This window comes from Salegentibacter profundi (assembly GCF_054121475.1).
In genome coordinates, this window is record NZ_JBSYGG010000016.1 from 46,675 (window position 1) to 67,361 (window position 20,687).

Below are 20,687 nucleotides of genomic sequence, written 5' to 3' on the forward strand. Positions count from 1 at the left end.
AGGGTATTAGCTTTAGTATGAAAGAATTATTAAATCGACTTATTAACCACGAAACCATCTCCAAGGAGGAGGCCAAACAAGTGCTTTTCAGTATTTCAAAAGGAGCGTATAATGAGAGTCAAATCGCCGCATTTCTCACAGTATATATGATGCGTAGCATTACCATCGAAGAACTGGAGGGATTCCGAGATGGTCTGCTAGAGCTATGTTTGGCTGTAGACCTCAGCGCTTATAATCCAATAGACCTCTGCGGAACAGGTGGAGATGGGAAGGATACGTTCAATATCTCGACTACGGCATCCTTTGTAACTGCGGGAGCGGGCATTAAAGTCACCAAACATGGTAATTACGGAGTTTCCTCTGTAAGCGGAAGTTCGAATGTGATGGAACAGCTTGGCATTAAATTCACTAACGATGCCGGTTTTTTGGAAAAAGCGCTGGAACAGACCGGGATATGTATCTTACATGCCCCCCTGTTCCATCCAGCGATGAAGAATGTCGCTCCAATCCGTAAATCCCTTGCCGTGAAGACATTTTTCAATATGTTGGGACCGATGGTAAATCCGGCTTTTCCTAAACACCAGCTCGTAGGGGTCTTCAATCTGGAGTTGGCAAGAATGTATGCCTATTTATATCAAAACACCGATAAGAATTTCAGCATTTTACACGCCCTGGACGGTTATGACGAAATCTCATTAACGGGTAGTACCAAGATCATTTCAAATAATTCAGAAATGATGTTGAACCCCGAAGACCTTGGACTGGAACCTTTAAAGGCGCAACAGATCGCTGGTGGAGGCAGTATTGAGAGTGCAGCAAAGGTCTTCACCGATATCTTAAGCGGAAATGGGACGGAAGCTCAAAAGAACGTGGTTTGTGCAAACGCCGGGATGGCCATTGCCACAGCAAAAGGCTTGAGCCCACAGGAAGGTTTCGCTCAAGCCAGAGAATCGCTGGATTCTGGCAAGGCTTTAGATGTTTTGAAAAAATTACAAGAATTAAGTAGACTGTAAGGATAAACTCAAATAATAAACAACCAAGCAAATGTAAATCCTACCAGCAAAGCCTATGGAGGACAGGAAAATCAACGCATAACAGACCAATGAATATACTTGATAAAATAATAGCGGACAAGCGCAAGGAAGTAGCTTTAAAAAAGCAGTTAATATCAGTTTCAGAACTGGAGAATTCTGCACTTTTTCTTCGGCAGACGTTTTCCTTGTCGCAGCGGTTAAAAAAATCAGAAAGCGGAATCATCGCAGAGCATAAACGAAGATCTCCCTCCAAATCGGTGATCAATCAAAATCTGAATGTTACAGATGTGGCCCTTGGATACCAGGAAGCCGGGGTTTGCGGGATGTCAGTTTTAACCGATGGCAAATATTTTGGAGGTTCCCTGGAGGATCTGATCTATGCCAGGGCCTCAACCGATTTACCACTCTTACGTAAAGAATTTATTATCGATCCATATCAGGTATTGGAAGCCAAAGCCCACGGAGCCGATGTCATTCTGTTAATTGCAGCGGTTTTAAAACGGGAACAGATAAAACAGCTTTCGGAATTTTCCAAAAGTCTCGATTTGGAGGTGCTTCTGGAAGTGCATAACGAAGAAGAACTTGAGAAATCCATTATGCCCAGCCTGGATTTACTGGGCGTCAACAACCGAAATCTAAAAACATTTCAGGTAAGCACGAGCATTAGTAAGGAACTTTCAGAAAAAATTCCTTCTGAATTTGTAAAAGTTTCAGAAAGCGGGATCAGTGATGTAGCAGCAATAAAAGATCTCAAAAACTACGGCTATAAAGGCTTTTTGATCGGAGAGAATTTTATGAAAACCGATGATCCAGGAGTGGCAGCCAGAAATTTTATAAATGATTTGGCGCGCTAGAGTTTATAATAGATAATCCAGAAAAGAAGAATAAAGATCAATTAGTGTCCTTTTGGTTTATAGGTTAAGCCTGAGAATAATTTTAAAGTAATGAAAAGACTAAAAATTAAAATCTGTGGGATGAAACATCCTGATAACATCAGGGAAATAGCCAGACTTCCACCCGATTATATGGGCTTTATTTTCTATGAAAAAACCCCGCGTTACTTTGATTCTGAGATTCCACAGTTAAATCCTGCCATCAAAAAAACGGGTGTTTTTGTAAAAGCTAATGTCGATGAGATCCTGGAAGCGGTCAAAAAACATAAGCTTCAGGCGGTACAGCTTCATGGTGAGGAATCTGCTGAATTTTGCCAGGAATTACAAATTATATTCTCTGGAATGGACAACATGGAAATCATAAAGGTATTTTCGGTAAAAGAAGAATTCGATTTTTCAATATTGGAAGAGTATGAAAGAGTTGTTGATTATTTCCTCTTCGATACCAAAGGAAAGACCAAAGGCGGGACAGGAAAAACCTTTAACTGGGAACTTCTAAAAGGCTACCCCTCCTCTACTCCTTTTTTCCTTAGCGGAGGAATTGGCCTAGAGGAGATCAATGAGATCAAAATGCTCCAGGAACATTTCATACAACAGGAAAAACCTGAAGTCTTTTATGCAGTGGATGTCAATTCCCGTTTTGAATTAAAACCTGGACTTAAAGACCCAGAACAATTGAATGAATTTATTGAAAAGTTATCGAAATAAAAAGTAGCGTTCTCAGTAACGAATTTTTCCGTTTCAGGGTTCAGGATTTAAAACATTGGTACAATCGTGACTAAAAGTCGCCTTGTAAAAAATAAATATTATGAGTTATCAAGTTGATGAAAAAGGGTATTATGGTGATTTTGGAGGGGCTTATATTCCCGAGATGCTATACCCCAATATTGAAGAGCTGCGCCGGCAGTATCTGGAGATTATGAAAGAGGAATCTTTTCAGAAAGAGTTTAAGGATCTTTTACATGATTATGTAGGACGACCCACGCCACTGTATTATGCAGAGCGATTCAGTAAGAAATACGGTACCAAGGTCTACCTCAAACGCGAAGATCTCTGCCATACCGGGGCGCACAAGATCAATAATACTATCGGTCAAATTCTTATGGCAAAACGTTTAGGCAAGAACCGAATCATAGCAGAGACAGGTGCGGGTCAACATGGCGTTGCCACAGCCACGGTTTGTGCCCTTATGGGTATTGAGTGTATTGTCTATATGGGAGAAATAGATATCGAAAGACAATCACCTAACGTTGCCCGGATGAAGATGTTGGGTGCAAGGGTCATTCCTGCCAAATCGGGTAGCCGAACCCTCAAGGATGCAACCAACGAGGCGATAAGGGACTGGATTAACAATCCGGTTGATACGCATTACATTATCGGATCGGTAGTTGGACCTCATCCCTATCCGGATATGGTAGCCAGGTTTCAATCCGTGATCTCCGAGGAGATCAAAACCCAATTAAAAGAAAAGGAAGACCGAGAAAATCCCGATTATATAGTAGCCTGCGTAGGAGGTGGAAGCAATGCTTCCGGTGCCTATTTTCATTATCTGGATATACCCGAAGTAGGTATCATTGCGGTGGAGGCCGCCGGAAAAGGAATACACAGTGGGGAAAGCGCAGCGACTTCCATCCTAGGTAAAGAAGGTATTATTCATGGCAGCAAAACCCTGTTGATGCAAAGTGAGGACGGACAGATAACTGAACCCTATTCCATCTCTGCTGGTCTCGATTATCCAGGCGTAGGTCCAATGCACGCAAACCTATTCAAAAGTGGTCGCGGAGAATTTATATCCATTTCTGACAAGGCCGCAATGATAGCCGGACTTGAGCTGGCAAAACTCGAAGGAATCATTCCGGCCATAGAAAGCTCTCATGCTCTTGCAATCTTCGAAGACCGTAAGTTTAAAGAGGATGACCTAGTAGTGGTTAATCTTTCCGGTCGCGGCGACAAAGATTTGAATACATATATTGACTACTTTCAATTGTGAGTTCGGTAATTCCCAGGCGGTTCAAAAGAACCGCACAATGAAAATAATCACCCTGCCTTCAGCTAAAGTTTCTGAGGGTAAGCTCAATTAAAACCAAATGAATAGAATAAACACAACACTAGGACAGAACAAAAAACTGCTTTCCATATATTTTACAGCCGGATATCCCAAACTCAATGACACAGTTTCGATTATCCATGATTTGGAAAAAAGCGGGGTAGATTTTATTGAAATAGGACTTCCCTTTAGCGATCCATTAGCAGATGGTCCTACCATTCAGAAAAGCTCGACAATTGCTTTGAAAAACGGAATGACCACCAAAAAATTATTTCAACAATTGGAAGGCATAAGAGAAAAGGTAGAAATTCCTCTTATTATTATGGGTTATTTCAATCCAATTCTACAGTTTGGAGTTGAGGAGTTCTGTAAAAGATGTGCTGCCATTGGTATTGATGGTCTTATAATCCCCGATCTTCCGGTGGAAGAATACAATGATAAATACAGGAAAATATTTGAGAAATATAACTTGAGTAATATCTTTTTAATCACTCCACAAACTTCTGAAAATCGCATTCGTTTTATAGATTCTGTTTCCGACGCTTTCATATACATGGTCAGTACTGCCAGTGTCACAGGGGGGACCAAAGGTTTCACCCAGGAAACCAGGGATTATTTCCAAAGAATTTCATCAATGAAGCTCAGGAATCCGCAGATTGTTGGATTTGGAATTAGCGATGAGCAAACCTTCAAGGAAGCTACCGAATTTTCCAAAGGTGCTATCATCGGTTCAGCTTTTATAAAACACCTCAGTGGTAGTGGAAAGAAGGATATTGCCGGTTTTGTTAAAAATGTTCGCCCGGTTTAACCTAACTCTAACATCCCCTTGGCAGGTTTTAAGACTCCGATTTTGTAAATTAGTAATGAACTTAAAAACAGAAAACTATGCCAGGTCCAATTGAAGATAATAAAAAGAAAAGGAAGGAAAAACAAAAAAATCCTACCAATCCTACCGGAAATACCAACCAGGAAACCAACAAGGTTGATATTGACGAAAAAACCATAAAAGACCAACAAAACAAAAAGTAATTTATGGGAAGAGGAGATAAAAAAACCAAACGCGGTAAAATTGCAATCGGCACTTATGGGCGATTACGACCTAAACGTAAAAAATTTAAAGTCAAGCCCACAACGGTAGCCGATCAGAGTAAAAAAGAACTTCAGTAAACACACTAGCCGCGAATGGTTATTTGCCAGTTTTCTGGCAGTGAAAAACGAGATAAATCGTAAAACTGGAGTAGTCATAAAAAACTACTTTACAGTTGACCCCAGCTTCAGAGGTTTACTTTGAATCTGGGGTTTTTTTATTCGGTAGTCCTCAAACAGGCAAAACGCTAGAGTAATTAAAAAGATATTATGGCATTAACCGATATGACTAGATGTTAGTTTAATTAAGTTCAACTTACTAAAAAACTCCTACAACCATTCTCTGTATTGCATCACCCTGAAATCGATGGTACTGAAATCAGGATCTTTCCCTTTGAGATACTTATAAAGCTCCATACTTCCAATCGCACGATTAGCCGAACCGGAAGGTGCGGTGAGGGATACGGTATTTATCAAACGCCCATCGAGGATGAACTGATGCACCCTGGGTATATCATTGGAAATCACCTTTAATCTTATATCCTCTTCTATTTCCCGAAGATGCCTGCGAAAAAAATATTCCGGACCGTTTTTGGAATTACCACCAGTGAACAGCAAACGTTCAATCCGGGGATGTTCTCGCAGTATACCGATCATATTACGAAGTTCCACTTTTTGCATCCCCAGATCACTTGCATCTATCTTTTCACGATGGCTACTCTCCACCATATCGCAAATCCCGATTCTACGTTCCTTTAAAAAATTTATTCGTTGCTCAATGGCTTCCTTGGTGGTCTCGAATTTTAGATCAAGCTCGAAGATCCTATCAAGAACCTTCCACAACAAGCCATCCCTACTGCCGTAGCAGAAATCGACATCCCCCTCCCTTAGAGCCCCACTTGTAAACCTGGGAGGAGGCAGGGTTCCTACGATGAGTTTTGTGGCATTTTCGGGGATAAAAGGTCGATATGGGTGCGTATGATGAAAAATAAACTCTAAATTTTTTATTTGAGCCTTATTACCAGGTCATCGGCGAAGAGCATAGTACCTTCTTTATGAATGATCTCCGTTATTTCTCCTTCTGTGTTGGCGGTAATGGTTGATTCCATTTTCATCGCCTCTATTACGAACAAAGGCTGGTTCTTTCTAACCTTTTCTCCTTCCTTTACCAGGATGGAAGATAAAGATCCTTGCAGCGGTGCACCTACTTGCTTGTTATCCTTTTTATCTACTTTGGTATGCATCACCTTTTCCACTTTTACCGATTTATCCGGAACTTTTACCGTCCGGGTTTGTCCGTTAACTTTAAAAAAAGCGTCAACCAGACCATCCTCATCGGCGGTTCCCACTGAGAGAAATTCGATGAGAAGGGTTTTTCCTTTGTCCATTTCAACTGTGATCTCCTCGCCGGGGGTCATACCAAAGAAAAAATCGGGGGTTGGAATATTCATCACCTCCCCGTATTGTTTGTAATGGTTAAAGAAATCGGTAAACACCTTCGGGTAAAGTTTATACGAAAGGAAGTCCGTCATTTCCAGTTTACGGCCCATCCCTTCCTTGAAGGTATTTTCAAATTCCTTAAATTCCTTGTCAAAATCAATGGGCTTCAAGTGTGCATTCGGTCTGTCAGTGTAGGGCTTCTCTCCTTTCAGAATGACCTTCTGCAAGTCCCTCGGAAAACCTCCCACCGGCTGTCCCAGGTCTCCCTTAAAGAAATTGACTACCGATTGGGGAAAAGAAAGCTTTTCTCCTTTTTCAATCACGTCTTCAATACTTAGGTTATTACTCACCAGATATTGTGCCATATCCCCCACCACTTTACTACTAGGAGTTACCTTGATGATATTGCCAAAGAGCTTATTTACCTTGGAGTACATTGCAGTGATCTCGTGAAAGCGGTGACCAAGTCCTAAGGATTCTGCCTGGGGTTTAAGATTCGAATACTGTCCACCAGGGATCTCATGTTTATACACATCTGCTGTGCCTGCCTTCAGATCACTCTCAAATGGAAAATAATATTTCCGGACAGCTTCCCAGTAATGGGAATAATCATTGAGTTTTTCCATATTGAACTTCGCCTGCCGTTCACTTGATGCCGTCATTTCAACCAGAGAATTAAAGTTTGGTTGAGAGGTTAGTCCCGAAAGCCCACCAAGGGCTACATCTACAACATCCACTCCTGCTTCAATGGCCTGGAGGTAAGTGGCTGCCTGAATTGAGGAGGTGTCATGGGTGTGTAAATGGATCGGTATATCGATCTCCGATTTTAATGCTGAAATGAGTTCCCCGGCAGCATATGGTTTCAGTAGTCCAGCCATATCCTTGATCGCAAGGATATGTGCCCCGGCATTCTCAATATCTTTAGCTAATTGAAGATAATAATCAAGATTGTATTTGGTGTTATTGGAATCAAGGATATCACCAGTATAACAAATAGAAGCTTCGGCCAGACCGGAGGTATTCTTCCGTACATAATCTATACAGGGTGCAATAGATTCCATCCAATTAAGGGAGTCGAAAATACGGAAAACATCCACCCCATTCTCCCAGGACTCAGCTACGAATTTTTCGATAAGATTATCAGGATAAGCCGCATAACCTACCCCGTTGGAACCCCTGATCAACATCTGAAGCAAGATATTAGGCATTGCCTTACGAAGCAACTGTAAACGCTCCCATGGATTTTCTTTTAAAAATCTCAGACACACATCAAAAGTAGCTCCACCCCATACCTCCATACTAAAGGTTTCAGGATGATTCTTAGCAAAGCCTTCAGCAACTTTCAACATATCAATGCTACGCATCCTAGTAGCTAAAAGACTCTGATGAGCATCCCGCATGGTGGTATCGGTAAAATGTATCTTTTTCTCCTGCTTCAACCATTGAGCAAACTTTTCAGGTCCCATTTCGGTCAGCAGATCTTTGGTACCTTGGGGGTACTCCGAATTTGCATCAAATTCAGGAATGGCAGGTTTAATAAAATCAGGTTTATTGGCTATTCCCTTAACATCCGGATTGCCATTTACAACCACATTACCAAGGAATTCTACTAATCGGGTGGCGCGATTCCGGGTTTCTCTAAGCTTAAAGAGTTCGGGATGGTTGGCGATGAAATTTACCGTAGCACTGCCATCCCTAAAACCATGGTGGTTCAGGATATTATCCAGAAAAGATATATTGGTTTTCACCCCTCTTATCCTGAATTCAGCAAGAGCCCGGCGCATCTTCCTGCAGGCACCGTCCAGGGTACGCCCACTGGCTGAGACCTTCACCAGCATAGAATCAAAAAAGGGAGAGATGGTAACTCCTTGGTAAAGGCTTCCCGCATCCAGTCTGATTCCAAACCCGGAAGCACTGCGATAGGTTGTAATAGTGCCATAATCGGGTTGAAAATCATTTGAAGGGTCTTCAGTGGTAATACGGCATTGCAGGGCAAAACCGTTGATTTTAAGTGATTCCTGATCCTTGATCTTGATCTGTTTATCACTTAGGTGGTAACCCCCGGCGATAAACAACTGAGCTTTTACAAGATCGATATTGGTCACTACCTCGGTTACTGTGTGCTCCACCTGTATGCGGGGATTGACTTCTATAAAATAGATACTCCCATCCTCATCTACCAGAAATTCTACAGTCCCGATGTTGTTGTAATCCACAGCACGACATATATCCAGGGCATATTGATAAAGTTTCTCACGAGTTTGCTTTTGTAAATTATAGGAAGGAGCAAATTCGATCACCTTTTGGTAACGACGTTGCACCGAGCAATCACGTTCAAAAAGATGCACCATATTACCGTGGTTATCTGCTACGATCTGAATTTCTATATGCTTGGGATTTTCGATAAACTTCTCAATGAAAACCGTATCGTCGCCAAAGGCATTGAGGGCCTCCCGCTTAGATTCAGTAAAAGCCCTTTTTAGCTCATCCTCATTTCGCAATACACGCATTCCGCGACCACCACCTCCACTTGCAGCTTTCAGCATCACAGGATATCCTATTCGATCGGCTTGCTCCAGTGCTGCCTGCTCATCGACAAGCTCTTTGGTATTGCTCTGAATAACCGGCACCTTGTTATCTATGGCAACCTTTTTGGCTGTGACCTTATCCCCCAGACTCTTAAGCACAGAGACATCGGGACCTACAAAAATAATTTCCTCGTCAATACATCGCTGGGCAAACTGTGCGTTTTCAGAAAGAAAACCATAACCGGGATGAATGGCATCAGCACCAATCTCCTTGGCCAACTTAATGATGGCTTCGATATCCAGGTAAGGTTTAAGCGGTTCCTTATCACTACCGATTTGGTAAGACTCATCCGCCTTATAACGATGCAGGGAATAGCGATCTTCAAAAGTATAGATCCCTACGGTTCTTAATCCTATTTCTGTACAGGCACGAAAAATCCTGATCGCGATCTCTCCCCTGTTGGCTACCAATACTTTTTGAATTTTCATCTGAAGTTTTTAAAAATGCCTAATTCCGTTATTACCGAAAACTAATTAAAGATGCAGACCTATACCGTTTTTGGAGTGCTAAAATTTCTATAAATTTCCTTGTTAGTAGGATGTCTTTAAGCAGCCAAAGAGAATGAACGCTGCTCGTAATTTAAAATGTGGTTATCCCAACCTCGGCCGAAGTAGATATCAGTGATCAAACCGGTTGTCCTTGTCAATGTCTTCTTAAATATGAGATGAAATAATTAAAGTTTGGTATGAAGTCAATTGCATGACCCTTCTGAAATCTTACCCGTTTAATTCAATGACCGATCGCAATTAGTCATCATCTTGTAGCGGCATTTAAATCCCAGTTTTCGCTTTCGCCCTGGACGGCTATTAAAGCTAATTCTGATAAACTTCCCCTCACCACTTTTATCATCATCGGAAAGCATAAATCCATTGTAATCCAGCAAAAAATCGCAGGACTCCCTGAAGCTGAACCGGGCGGTGCAGGCTTTCACTAAATTGGGTTTTTTCTTTGGACCTTCCATAATTTTAGAAAAATAGGAAGTATAATATACGAAAAAAAAATTACGCGACTATGATAGTTAATAAAAATCAGCAAGTATTTACAAGCATTTAAAGACTCCTGGTGCGGGTTCCAATTAGAATTCATTTACGGCGAAAAAAAATATCTTTCTCGGAAGCTACCCGTTTTTTCTATATTAACCATAGCTCATGAAATTACCGGCTATATCTTGTCAGAAGTTCCAGTTATCCCTGTCAGAATTTCCCCTGTTTCACATAAACTCTTTATTAGTTCATAGTTTAAATCAATATTACAGTTTTACCTGTTTGATGGGGAAAGTCTATATTTGACCTTAAAATTACTAAAGAATGAAAATAGTTGTTTCCCCCGCCAAAAGTCTGGATTACGACTCCAAATTACCTACAACCCGCGGCACACAGCCTAAATTTGTGGATACTGCCGTAAAGATAAATCGTAAGCTTTCCCGGTTGAGTAAGAAAGAACTTTCTGAGCTGATGAACATCAGTGATAAGCTTGCCGATCTCAATTACAACCGCTACCATGAATTTGAAGAGGAACACAACAAAGAAAATTCCCGCCCTGCCGTGTATGCTTTTGCTGGGGATGTTTATACTGGCATAGACGCTTACTCTATCCCTACGGATAAACTGGATCGCCTGCAGGATAGTCTGCGCATATTATCGGGAATGTACGGGATTTTAAGACCTCTGGACCTTATCCAGCCCTACCGGCTGGAAATGGGTACTGAAATAGGAATAGCACGCAAAACGAACCTCTATGAGGTCTGGAGAAATAAAATAACCGATTACCTGAATAATGAAATCCAGAGCGATGAGCTTTTCCTTAACCTGGCCAGCAAAGAATATTTCAAGGCAGTTGATACTAAGGAATTAAAGGCGGAAGTGGTCTCCCCTATCTTCAAAGATCTCAAGAATGGTAAGCTAAAGATCATCAGCTTTTTCGCCAAACAAGCCAGGGGTGCGATGGTGCGTTACATCATTGATAAAGAAGTAAAAACTCTGGATGAGATCAAAGGTTTTGATTATATGGGATATCACTTTAGCCAGGACGAGACCAGAAAGGATAACGAACCGGTATTTGTTAGATAGGAATTTCGGCAGGAATAAGTAAATTACGATCTGACAGGTCATCAGCCCTTAAGCTCAGGATAGAGAAAGACTTCAATGGATAAAAATGGCTTTTTTCGACTCCTAAAAGGAATTCCATTCCTGCAATCTCGTTCTAATTACCAAGGACTTATCTAGGTTTTCGGTAAATAATCAATTGACTTCTGGTTAAAAGTTTATTTACAAGCCCGGGCAGTCTAGCTTCCGATCGCAATGCCCATCGTTTGAACCTGTTACGTGGTTCACCCCACTTAAGAAATCGACTGAAGCGTTCTAGGGTGCCCACGGGAATAATCTCTACCTCATGAAAGAATTTGCGGCCAACTTCTTCGAAATGAGCCGAGCTAAAACTGCGGTCAGGATGTGGATCGTTAGCTTTCCACTTGGCAAATGCAGCTCTATTGAATTTTGAAGGCCTGGTCTTCACCGGGATATGCCATCGCAGCTCATCTAAGAGAGGGCTGTTCACTGCAGGTTCGAAGAACCTGGCTTCACCATCGGGCTTAAGGAGTCGAGCAGTTTCCCTAATAAATTCCGCTTCCAGAGGAAGTTCCAGGTGATGCAAAAATGCTTTACCATTTACAAAATCAAAATTTCCTGCCGGGAGTTCATTGGTAAGAAAGTTTCCCTCTACAAACTTTATGGGATACTCAAATTTATAGTTTTCATTGAGCAGGGCTACAATCCTTCCACTGGAAGAGGCGATATCATTAGCCCAAACCTCCGCACCCATGGCAGCCATTACAGCGGCGTTTACACAATCCCCACAACCCATCTCCACAACCTTTTTCCCTTTCAGTTTATTTCTATAACCTTTTTGATACATGGCAAACCAACTGATTTCTGTAGAGGTTGCCGAGTCAAGGAAAGCATCCAGGTTGTTAATCCAGTGCAGGATATTCCCAATGGAATAATTTGCATACTTTTCCTCGTAATGGACCTTGTTCTTATCACTATTTGGATTAGGATGACTCATGGAGGTTAATTAAGGGGGCAATTTAGTAATTTTTAGCGGGCATAATATCCCCACTATTAAATCTCAGGCGGATTACTTTATGGCTTATACTGAAGCTTCAACAACTACCAATAAATATACAAAATGCTGATAATCAGATATATTTTTTGTATATTAATGAGGTAATTCCTCCCGGATAAATAGGAGCTACTCTGCCCCAGGCTTCACTCAGTATATTAATAAATTAAAAATAAAGCTTATGAAACCTCTTTTTATCTGGATGATGCTCTTTCCTTTTCTTTGCATCTCCCAAAACCAACAACAGACTCAGGAACCCTTAATTATTGTCACAATGATGATCGCTCCGGAACCTGGAGACTTCTTCCAATTCAAAGAAGGATTAAAAGAGCATAATACTCAATATCATGCGGAAGGCCATATGGGAGTGAGAATATTTCAGGTTCTCAACGGCAAAAATGCCGAAAAAATGATGGCAGTTTTAGGGCCCATGCCATGGAGTGCCCTTGATGAACCTATGTATGACCGGGAGACCCATGATAAGGACTGGTATGAGAACGTAGTCCCTTACATGAAGGACGAACAGGATGTTAATTACTGGCGTTTTGATGCTAAAAACTCCCATTTCCCACAGAATTTTGAAATGTCCAAATTAGACGTCACCATTTATGATTTTAAAGCCGGAACCTATGATTCTGTGATGAAGCACATGGAGAAAATATCGGCCGTCTTTAAAAATCAATATCCTGAAACACCTTTAGGAATCTATGTGAATGAATTTGCCGCTACAAAAGATGGACGTGATCTGTCTATGGTATATTTCTTTGATGATTTCGCAAGCCTTGGAGAAGACCATAAATGGAAAGAAAAATTTGAAGCACAACACGGTAAGGATAGTTATGATCAATTTACCAAGGACTGGATGGAACTCATTAATGGGGTACAGACAGAAATTTGGGTCTATGACCAGGAAATAAGTGGGATCGGTCCACAGGTAACCACAAAGACTCAGAATTAAAGACATTTATGAATTCTACTTCCTCATTTTGGACCTGAAATTTTCTTAGTATCTTTCCCGGAGCAAAATAGGAATATGGGGCACGATCATTCGCATAATACCTCCGGAAAAAATCTAAAGCTGGCATTTTTCCTGAATCTAGGTTTTACCATTTTGGAATTTTTCGGGGGCTGGTATGTTAACAGTGTGGCAATAATGTCGGATGCCGTACACGATTTAGGAGACAGTCTTTCTCTAGGGTCAGCATGGTACCTTGACAAAAAAAGCAAAGAAAAATCCAATTCAAAATTTTCATTTGGGTACCGCCGATTTTCACTTTTGGGAGCTCTCATAAATAGCCTAGTTTTAATAATAGGTTCTATCTACGTAATCTCTGAGGCCGTGGGAAGGCTGATTAATCCTGAATCTTCCGATGCTACAGGAATGATTATCTTTGCCTTGATCGGAGTCAGTGTTAACGGTTATGCGGCCTACAAATTAAGCAGTGGAAAAACGCTCAACGAAAAAGTAGTGTCATGGCATTTACTTGAGGATGTATTAGGGTGGTTTGCAGTCCTGGTCATTGCTATAATATTGATTTTTAAGGAAATCCTATATCTGGACCCTGCATTATCCCTGATTATCACTCTTTATATTCTATGGAATGTTTTTAAACGTCTCAAAGAAACCTTGTTCATCTTTCTCCAGGGAGTTCCAAAAGACCTGAATCTGAAGGAAATTGAAAGTAAAATCCTTAAGGTAGAAAAAGTAGCTTCGCTGCACCATACCCATATCTGGTCCCTGGAAGGAGAACACCATGTATTTACAGCTCACCTTAAACTGCGGGAAATCAGTAAATTTTCAGAGATTTTGGAGGTTAAAAAACAGGTTAAAAAGATTCTTAAAGATTATGCTTTTGAACATTACACCATAGAAACCGAACTGGACAGCGAATCTTGTGACCTGGACAAGCCCAATAGGCGTTGAAAATATTCTGTAAGCATAAGGTTATGGGATTCTATCGTAATTCTCCTGGATCTATCCGGTCCTTTTCTTCCTATTTCCATGTTTGTGAAAGAAAAAGAGGAATGAAAAGTATTATCATTGAAAAAGCCTAATTTTGAAACTGATCCTAAAATTTATCCCATGCCCTGTCCTGAAATAGGTTGACAACAATTCGACTTATTTTATAACAAAACAATCATATATTTACCCTTATTTTATTACAAAAAATGAATTTCGATATACATATAAGTGGTTATCTAGAGGAAAAAAAATACCGAGAGAAAACCCTTAATAATTAGAGGTGCACGACAGGTAGGTAAAAGCATTTTTTCAGACCATTCTAACATTTTAAAGAATATTAATTCCTATCCCTTAGCTCTTTTGTTACATTTGCACAGTGAAATTTTTCGCGGTCATACTATCTATTTATTTCCTGGGTTTAAATTTTGTTCCCTGCGATGACATTGCCGTATCCGAAAGTCAGGATACGATCTCCGTTAGTTTGGAAATAAACCAGGATCAGCAAGGGGACCAGCATGGAACTTCTGATGACTGTCCTCCTTTTTGCGCATGTCACTGCTGTCACATTCATATGGTGAACCTCAACACAAGTACCTTCGAAGTTTTTGAGCCACAAACACCCTTTTTGACACCTTTGTTTGGAGAAAGTACAGGCAGGGAAATCGCATTTTCTCTCTTTCAACCTCCCCGTATTAAATTCAGTTAAGGATACTTATATCCTGTTGTCATTGGCCCAGGCCAGAATTTTTTTACAAACTGAATTTAATTATCATATATGATTAATAAGATCATTGACTTTTCGATCAATAATAAATTTATTATTGGTCTATTAACAGTGGTATTAATTGGTGCAGGGATCTGGAGCGTTTTTCAAGTCCCGGTAGATGCCCAACCGGATATCACCAACAATCAGGTCCAGGTGATCACCCAAGCACCCAATTTAGGAACTGAAGACATCGAGCAGTTCGTTACTTACCCTGTAGAAATTGCAATGAGTAATCTACCAGGTGTAACAGAGATTCGCTCAGTTTCCAGGTTCGGACTTTCCGTAGTAACTATTGTCTTTGAAGACGACATGGGTACTTATCTCCCCAGGCAGTTAGTAGGTGAAAAACTGAATGCTGTAAAAGATGAAATCCCCGAAGGATTTGGACAACCTTCCATGGGACCTATTTCTACCGGTCTGGGGGAAATTTATCAATACACTCTCGAAGTAGAAGAGGAATTCACGGACGAGTACTCCACTACTGAGCTGAGAACAATTCAGGATTGGATTGTACGACGACAAATGGCTATGGTGTCGGGAGTTGTAGAAGTCAACGGTGTTGGCGGAATGATAAAGCAATATGAAGTTGCTGTAGACCCCGATGAATTAAAAGCTATTGGACTTTCCATTTCTGATGTTTTTACCGCCCTTGAAAGTAATAATCAAAATACAGGTGGGGCTTACATCGAAAAGAACCATCAGGCCAACTTCATTCGTGGTGAGGGACTTGCCAGAAGTGTCGAAGATCTGGAAAAAATTGTTGTCACTACTTCCGGCGGCGTACCTATAACAATTGCAGACGTTGCTGATGTCCGTATAGGTAGTGCCGTGCGTTATGGTGCGCTGACAAAAAACGGACAGGGAGAAGCCGTTGGAGGAATGGTGATGATGCTGAAAGGAGCCAATTCCAATGAAGTAATTGATAATGTAAAAGACAGGATCGAGCAGATTCAGAAATCCCTTCCCGAAGGAATCTCCATACAGCCATTTTTGGATAGAAGTGAACTTATTAGTGACACCACTTCCACAATTACAAAAAACCTGCTCGAAGGGGGACTGATCGTGATCTTTGTTCTGGTGATTCTCCTGGGGAACTGGCGAGGAGGATTAATAGTCGCCTCAACAATTCCTCTCTCCCTCTTATTTGCTTTTATTTTCATGAACCTTTTCGACGTCTGGGCAAACCTGATGAGTCTCGGAGCAATAGATTTTGGGATCATAGTCGACGGAGCAGTGATCATTGTTGAAAGTACTGTTTTTACTATTCATCAGCGCATGAAGAAAAGAAGCGAATTAAACAAAACCGAGAGAAATAACATAGCCTCCTCTTCGGCTAAAAAGATGATGAATTCTGCCTTTTTCGGACAGCTTATTATTCTCATCGTTTTTCTTCCCATCCTTGCCCTGGAAGGTGTTGAAGGAAAAATGTTCAAGCCAATGGCACTTACCTTTATATTCGCCATGCTGGGTGCAATGATCTTGTGCTTGACATACGTTCCTATGATCTCTGCTCTCTTTCTCAAGGAAAGTAAAAAGCGGAAAAGATCCTATGGTGATAAATTTGTAGGTTGGGTTCAGAATAAATATGAGCCCCTATTAAACAAATCCTTAAAAAGAGGAAAAATTGTACTCGGCTCCGCTATAGCTTTATTCGCTTTGGCAGCCTTTATGTTTACCAAAATGGGAGGGGAATTTATTCCGCAGCTTGACGAAGGAGACATAGCTTTTCATATCATTCTAAAACCGGGAAGTTCTCTTGACGAAGGAATCGCGACCTCCACAAGAATAGAACAGCTTCTCCTGGAAGCTTATCCGGAAATAGAACAAGTAGTCACCCGTTTCGGTGTTTCTGACGTACCAACAGATCCTATGCCTATGGACATTGGAGACAGCTTTATTATTTTAAAGGATAAAGAAGAGTGGACCTCTGCCGATTCAAAAGATGAACTTATTACCAAGATCAAAGAAACCATCGGCATTATTCCCGGAGTGAGTTATGAATTCACGCAACCCGTCGAAATGAGGTTTAATGAACTTCTTACCGGGGTAAGAGAAGATGTTGCAGTTAAACTTTATGGTGAGGATTTACAGGTTTTGGCAAGTAAGGCGCAGGAGATGGGCAGTATTATTTCTACTGTTGAAGGGGTTGCCGATATGAAGGTGGAAGCTACAGCTGGATTACCGCAAATCACCGTAAACTATAATAGAAATAAAACTGCGCAATACGGTTTACAGATCAAGAAGTTGAATTCCCTTATCCAATCGGCTTTTGCAGGCGGGGAAGCGGGAGTTATTTTTGAAGGAGAAAAGCGATTTGACCTGGTAGTGCGATTACAGGAAGAAGAAAGAACGAGTATCGAAAATATCAGAAATCTTTATGTTACCCTGCCTTCAGGAAACCAAATACCGCTAAAAGAAGTGGCTGAAATAAGTTATCAGCCCGGTCCGATGCAGATCAGCAGAGATAATACCAACCGCCGTACCTACGTGGGCGTCAATATCAGGAATCGTGATGTAAAATCTGTAGTGGAAGATATACAAACCAAACTGGATGCTGAGTTTGAACTACCGCCCGGCTATTACATTCGTTACGGCGGAGCTTTCGAAAATTTTGAAAGAGCAAGTAAGAGACTGCAAATTGTAGTTCCTATTGCCCTGCTCCTTATTTTTATCCTGATCTATTTTGCTCTAAAGTCCTTTAAGCAAACCACCATAATCTACATAGCCATTCCACTTGCAGCTATTGGAGGAATATTTTCTTTATGGCTGCGAGACATGCCCTTTAGCATTTCAGCCGGGGTTGGTTTCATTGTTTTATTTGGAGTAGCTGTCTTAAATGGTCTTGTACTTATAAGCAGCTTCAATGAATTAAAAGAAGAAGGTGTGAAAAATCTAAATGAAAGGATCAGTCTTGGAACACGAAGTAGAATCCGTCCCATTTTGTTGACGGCTCTTACTGATGTGCTCGGGTTCCTACCAATGGCCATATCGAGCTCTGCGGGTGCAGAAGTGCAACGGCCTTTGGCAACTGTAGTTATTGGAGGGCTGATCACCTCTACCCTGCTCACGTTGTTCATTTTGCCTATTCTCTATAAATGGGTTGAGTCAAAGTCGGGCAGGATGAAATTTAAACCAGCGATAGGTGGATCTTTTGCGGTAATTCTTATCCTGTTCCTTTTACCTTCTGGTCTAAATGCTCAAACAACTGAACTGTCTCCGCAGGTGACTCAGGAGGAAGCAGTAGCCTTGGCTCTCCGGAATTATCCACTTCTGAAGAATGGGAAGTCCAGAATTGACCAGGAGCAGGCAGTGAAAAGATCTGCCTGGGATCTTGGGGAAACGGAAGTATTTACGGGAGGAGAAGAGCTTGGAGATTCCGGTGGAATATACACCACGATCGGCGTTCAACAGCAGGGTATTGATTTATTAGGAATACCTTCTAAAACCAAGCTTTACAAGAAAAGGATCGCGCTAGCCGAAGAAGCCTATAATCTGTCTCAACTTCAGGTAGCACAGGAGGTGAAAATAGCCTGGAGTCGTGCCTTTTCAGCAAAACAACAGTATCTGTTATTTCAGGAACTGGATTCCCTGTACCAAAAATTAGAACAGGCAGTTAGTCTGAGGTACGAGGTCGAGGCCATTTCGAGATTAGAAATGCTGACAGCCAAAAATAAGATCAATCAAATATCAATTGATTTACAACAGGCCGAAACGGATTATTTGACAGCCGTCCAAAAACTGAATCTTTGGTTGGGAGATGAGGAAGTCTATGATGTCCCTGATGATTTTCAAGATATTCGGAGGGATGAAATTTTCCTTACCGGAGATCTACCTGAGGATCATCCTCTTTTGGAAGTTTCTGAAAAGAAGGTTGCGGTGGCAGAAGCTGCTTATGCGGCAGAAAAGGCTAATTTCCTTCCAGATTTCAGTGTTCAGTACGGGCTTCAAAAAGTGAATGGTGCAACCGGTTATTATAATTATCAGGCCGGAATATCTATCCCAATCCTTTCCGGAGCTGCACACGGGGAAGCTAAAGCGGCAAAAATTGAACGGGAAATTGCACAAAGAGCTGCCGGTTTTCAGAAGGACCAGATTAAATCTGATTATGAAATTGCCTTGAGAAACTATAAGCGATGGAAATCTTCCTGGCTGTTTTACAAGGATGAAGTCCTGCCATTACTGAAGGAACAACGGGAGGGTTCATTACTTGCCTTTAATGAAGGTGCCATTGAATATGTGGCTTTTATTCAGAATTTAGACAATGCAATGGAGTCAGAAATTAAAGCGCTCGAGGCTTTTGAGAATTACCAGATAGCCCTTGCAGAACTACAATTTTACCTAACAAACAAAAACTAAAAAGATGAAGTTTCAAATTATATATATGCTCTCGTTTCTCCTTTTACTGTCTTGCGGGGAAAATAATGGAAAAGAGGTCACAGAGAACGAAGCAGCCGGTAAACCTGCTAAAACAGAAGCAGTCAAGGAAGCTATGCTGTCACAACAGCAGTTCGATGTACTTAACATGAAGATTGACAGCCTTACAACCAAGTTAATGAGTGGTTATGTACAGGCAAATGGAGAGCTGGAGGTCCCACCCCAAAATGAAGCTACAGTTACTCCTGTTATTGGAGGTAACGTATCGTCAATAAGAGTGATCGAAGGAGATGAAGTTCAGCGTGGAGATGTTTTGGCATATATTGAACATCCGGAGATCATCGAAGTACAAACGCAGTATATGAACGCCTTGAACAGTCTGAATTATCAGGAAAAAGAATTCCAAAGGCAAAAGAAATTGTACGAAGCCGGAGTGGGTTCCGGGCAGATCTTTCAACGTGCCGAGGCAGAGTTGGAAAACCTCAGGGGACAGGTAGCAGGGCTAAAGGCTCAACTGCAACAATTAAACATTAGCCCTGAAGCTATTCTCAATGGTAATATTCAGCAAAGGATTCCGGTGAGAAGCCCTATAGATGGTGCTGTTCAATCGGTCAACATAAAAACCGGGCAGTTTGTACAGGCGCAGTCTGAAATGTTTCATATCATTAATACCAAACATGTTCATGTGGACCTTATGGTATTTGAAAAAGATGTGGCCAAAGTAGAGAAAGGACAGAAAGTATTCTTCACTATCGAATCACTACCCGGAACTGAATTAACGGCGGAAATCATTTCTGTGAGCAAAAACTTTGAACAGGATCCTAAAGCAGTCCATGTACATGCGGAAATTATCGACAGGCCTGAAAAACTCGTGCCGGGAATGTATGTAAGAGGGCGAATTGCGGTCGATAATCAACGAACCACAGCACTACCCGAATCTGCTATAGTAAGAGAAGGGGGTAAATTTTATGCCTTTACGGCAGAAGAAGGAGGTGCATGGAGCTTTAGACCTGTAGAAGTTATAATCGGAACCGATGAAGGGGAATGGGTTGAAGTAAAGCTATTAAAAGATCTACCAGAGAACACGGGATTTGCGTATAATAATGCCTACTATCTAATGGCTGAAATGCAGAAGGGCGAAGGTGGACACAGCCATTAGAATTAAATAACCTGAACGAATATTTATTGGAACATCATACCATTGAGAATCTGTTAATCAATAAATTTATCAACTTGTTGTTTTGCTCGTTTACGGCGCAGTTGTCCTTTTTGGCGTATTAAATATTCTGAGTAGTACCGGATCAAGCCTAATAGTTGTGTTTAAGCAAAGATTGTGGTTAATCTGTATAGAAAGAATTCTACATTTTTCACTCCT

The 20,687-nt window shown here is 41.2% G+C and carries 17 protein-coding genes; 13 read left to right on the top strand and 4 right to left on the bottom strand.

The features are described from left to right. Positions 1-17 precede the first annotated feature (17 nt). The 7 genes from trpD to ACW6NC_RS15245 all read left to right on the top strand — a co-directional run bounded on the left by trpD (position 18) and on the right by ACW6NC_RS15245 (position 5,141). Positions 18-1,013 carry an anthranilate phosphoribosyltransferase gene (gene trpD, locus ACW6NC_RS15215; protein WP_457867317.1) on the top strand — a complete coding sequence of 332 codons (996 nt, stop codon included), beginning with the start codon at positions 18-20 and terminating at the stop codon, positions 1,011-1,013. A gap of 89 nt (positions 1,014-1,102) precedes the next feature. Beyond that, positions 1,103-1,888: an indole-3-glycerol phosphate synthase TrpC gene (trpC, locus tag ACW6NC_RS15220; protein ID WP_457867319.1), complete on the top strand. Its 786-nt coding sequence runs from the start codon at positions 1,103-1,105 to the stop codon at positions 1,886-1,888. 90 nt (positions 1,889-1,978) lie between these two features. Next, entirely contained in the window at positions 1,979-2,635 is a 657-nt protein-coding gene (locus ACW6NC_RS15225; protein WP_457867320.1) for a phosphoribosylanthranilate isomerase, read from the top strand. Positions 2,636-2,735: 100 nt separating this feature from the next. Then, the gene (gene trpB, locus ACW6NC_RS15230; RefSeq protein WP_457867322.1) at positions 2,736-3,917 is read left to right on the top strand and encodes a tryptophan synthase subunit beta; all 1,182 of its coding nucleotides are present in this window, start codon (positions 2,736-2,738) and stop codon (positions 3,915-3,917) included. A gap of 97 nt (positions 3,918-4,014) precedes the next feature. Continuing rightward, positions 4,015-4,782: a tryptophan synthase subunit alpha gene (gene trpA, locus ACW6NC_RS15235; RefSeq protein ID WP_457867323.1), complete on the top strand. Its 768-nt coding sequence runs from the start codon at positions 4,015-4,017 to the stop codon at positions 4,780-4,782. Between the two features lie 77 nt (positions 4,783-4,859). Next, a complete protein-coding gene (locus ACW6NC_RS15240; RefSeq protein ID WP_457867326.1) occupies positions 4,860-5,003 on the top strand; it encodes a hypothetical protein in 144 nt (47 codons plus the stop codon). Between the two features lie 3 nt (positions 5,004-5,006). Then, entirely contained in the window at positions 5,007-5,141 is a 135-nt protein-coding gene (locus ACW6NC_RS15245) for a 30S ribosomal protein THX (RefSeq protein ID WP_457867328.1), read from the top strand. 249 nt (positions 5,142-5,390) lie between these two features. Here the strand turns inward: ACW6NC_RS15245 and ACW6NC_RS15250 are convergent, their stop codons facing one another. The 3 genes from ACW6NC_RS15250 to ACW6NC_RS15260 all read right to left on the bottom strand — a co-directional run bounded on the left by ACW6NC_RS15250 (position 5,391) and on the right by ACW6NC_RS15260 (position 10,020). Then, the gene (locus ACW6NC_RS15250; RefSeq protein ID WP_457867349.1) at positions 5,391-6,050 is read right to left on the bottom strand and encodes a uracil-DNA glycosylase family protein; all 660 of its coding nucleotides are present in this window, start codon (positions 6,048-6,050) and stop codon (positions 5,391-5,393) included. 14 nt (positions 6,051-6,064) lie between these two features. Then, positions 6,065-9,517: a pyruvate carboxylase gene (locus ACW6NC_RS15255; protein ID WP_457867330.1), complete on the bottom strand. Its 3,453-nt coding sequence runs from the start codon at positions 9,515-9,517 to the stop codon at positions 6,065-6,067. A gap of 296 nt (positions 9,518-9,813) precedes the next feature. After that, complete coding sequence (locus ACW6NC_RS15260) at positions 9,814-10,020, bottom strand: hypothetical protein (RefSeq protein WP_457867332.1); 207 nt, start codon at positions 10,018-10,020, stop codon at positions 9,814-9,816. Positions 10,021-10,396: 376 nt separating this feature from the next. Here ACW6NC_RS15260 and yaaA point away from each other — a divergent pair, with 376 nt between their 5' ends. Continuing rightward, complete coding sequence (yaaA, locus tag ACW6NC_RS15265) at positions 10,397-11,158, top strand: peroxide stress protein YaaA (protein ID WP_457867333.1); 762 nt, start codon at positions 10,397-10,399, stop codon at positions 11,156-11,158. A 148-nt stretch (positions 11,159-11,306) separates the two neighbouring features. Here yaaA and ACW6NC_RS15270 read toward each other — a convergent pair whose 3' ends face one another. Next, on the bottom strand, positions 11,307-12,152 hold the full coding sequence (locus ACW6NC_RS15270; protein ID WP_457867334.1) for a class I SAM-dependent methyltransferase: 846 nt from the start codon (positions 12,150-12,152) through the stop codon (positions 11,307-11,309). A gap of 238 nt (positions 12,153-12,390) precedes the next feature. Here ACW6NC_RS15270 and ACW6NC_RS15275 point away from each other — a divergent pair, with 238 nt between their 5' ends. From ACW6NC_RS15275 to ACW6NC_RS15295, 5 genes are all read left to right on the top strand, one after another. After that, positions 12,391-13,167, top strand: coding sequence for a hypothetical protein (locus ACW6NC_RS15275; RefSeq protein ID WP_457867336.1), 777 nt, complete (start codon positions 12,391-12,393; stop codon positions 13,165-13,167). A 75-nt stretch (positions 13,168-13,242) separates the two neighbouring features. After that, positions 13,243-14,133, top strand: coding sequence for a cation diffusion facilitator family transporter (locus tag ACW6NC_RS15280; RefSeq protein WP_457867338.1), 891 nt, complete (start codon positions 13,243-13,245; stop codon positions 14,131-14,133). Positions 14,134-14,548: 415 nt separating this feature from the next. Further along, positions 14,549-14,878 (top strand): DUF6660 family protein, encoded by a 330-nt coding sequence (locus ACW6NC_RS15285; protein ID WP_457867339.1) that lies wholly within the window; start codon positions 14,549-14,551, stop codon positions 14,876-14,878. Positions 14,879-14,947: 69 nt separating this feature from the next. Next, on the top strand, positions 14,948-19,294 hold the full coding sequence (locus tag ACW6NC_RS15290) for a CusA/CzcA family heavy metal efflux RND transporter (protein WP_457867341.1): 4,347 nt from the start codon (positions 14,948-14,950) through the stop codon (positions 19,292-19,294). A gap of 4 nt (positions 19,295-19,298) precedes the next feature. Then, positions 19,299-20,471, top strand: coding sequence for an efflux RND transporter periplasmic adaptor subunit (locus ACW6NC_RS15295; protein WP_457867342.1), 1,173 nt, complete (start codon positions 19,299-19,301; stop codon positions 20,469-20,471). Positions 20,472-20,687 lie beyond the last annotated feature (216 nt).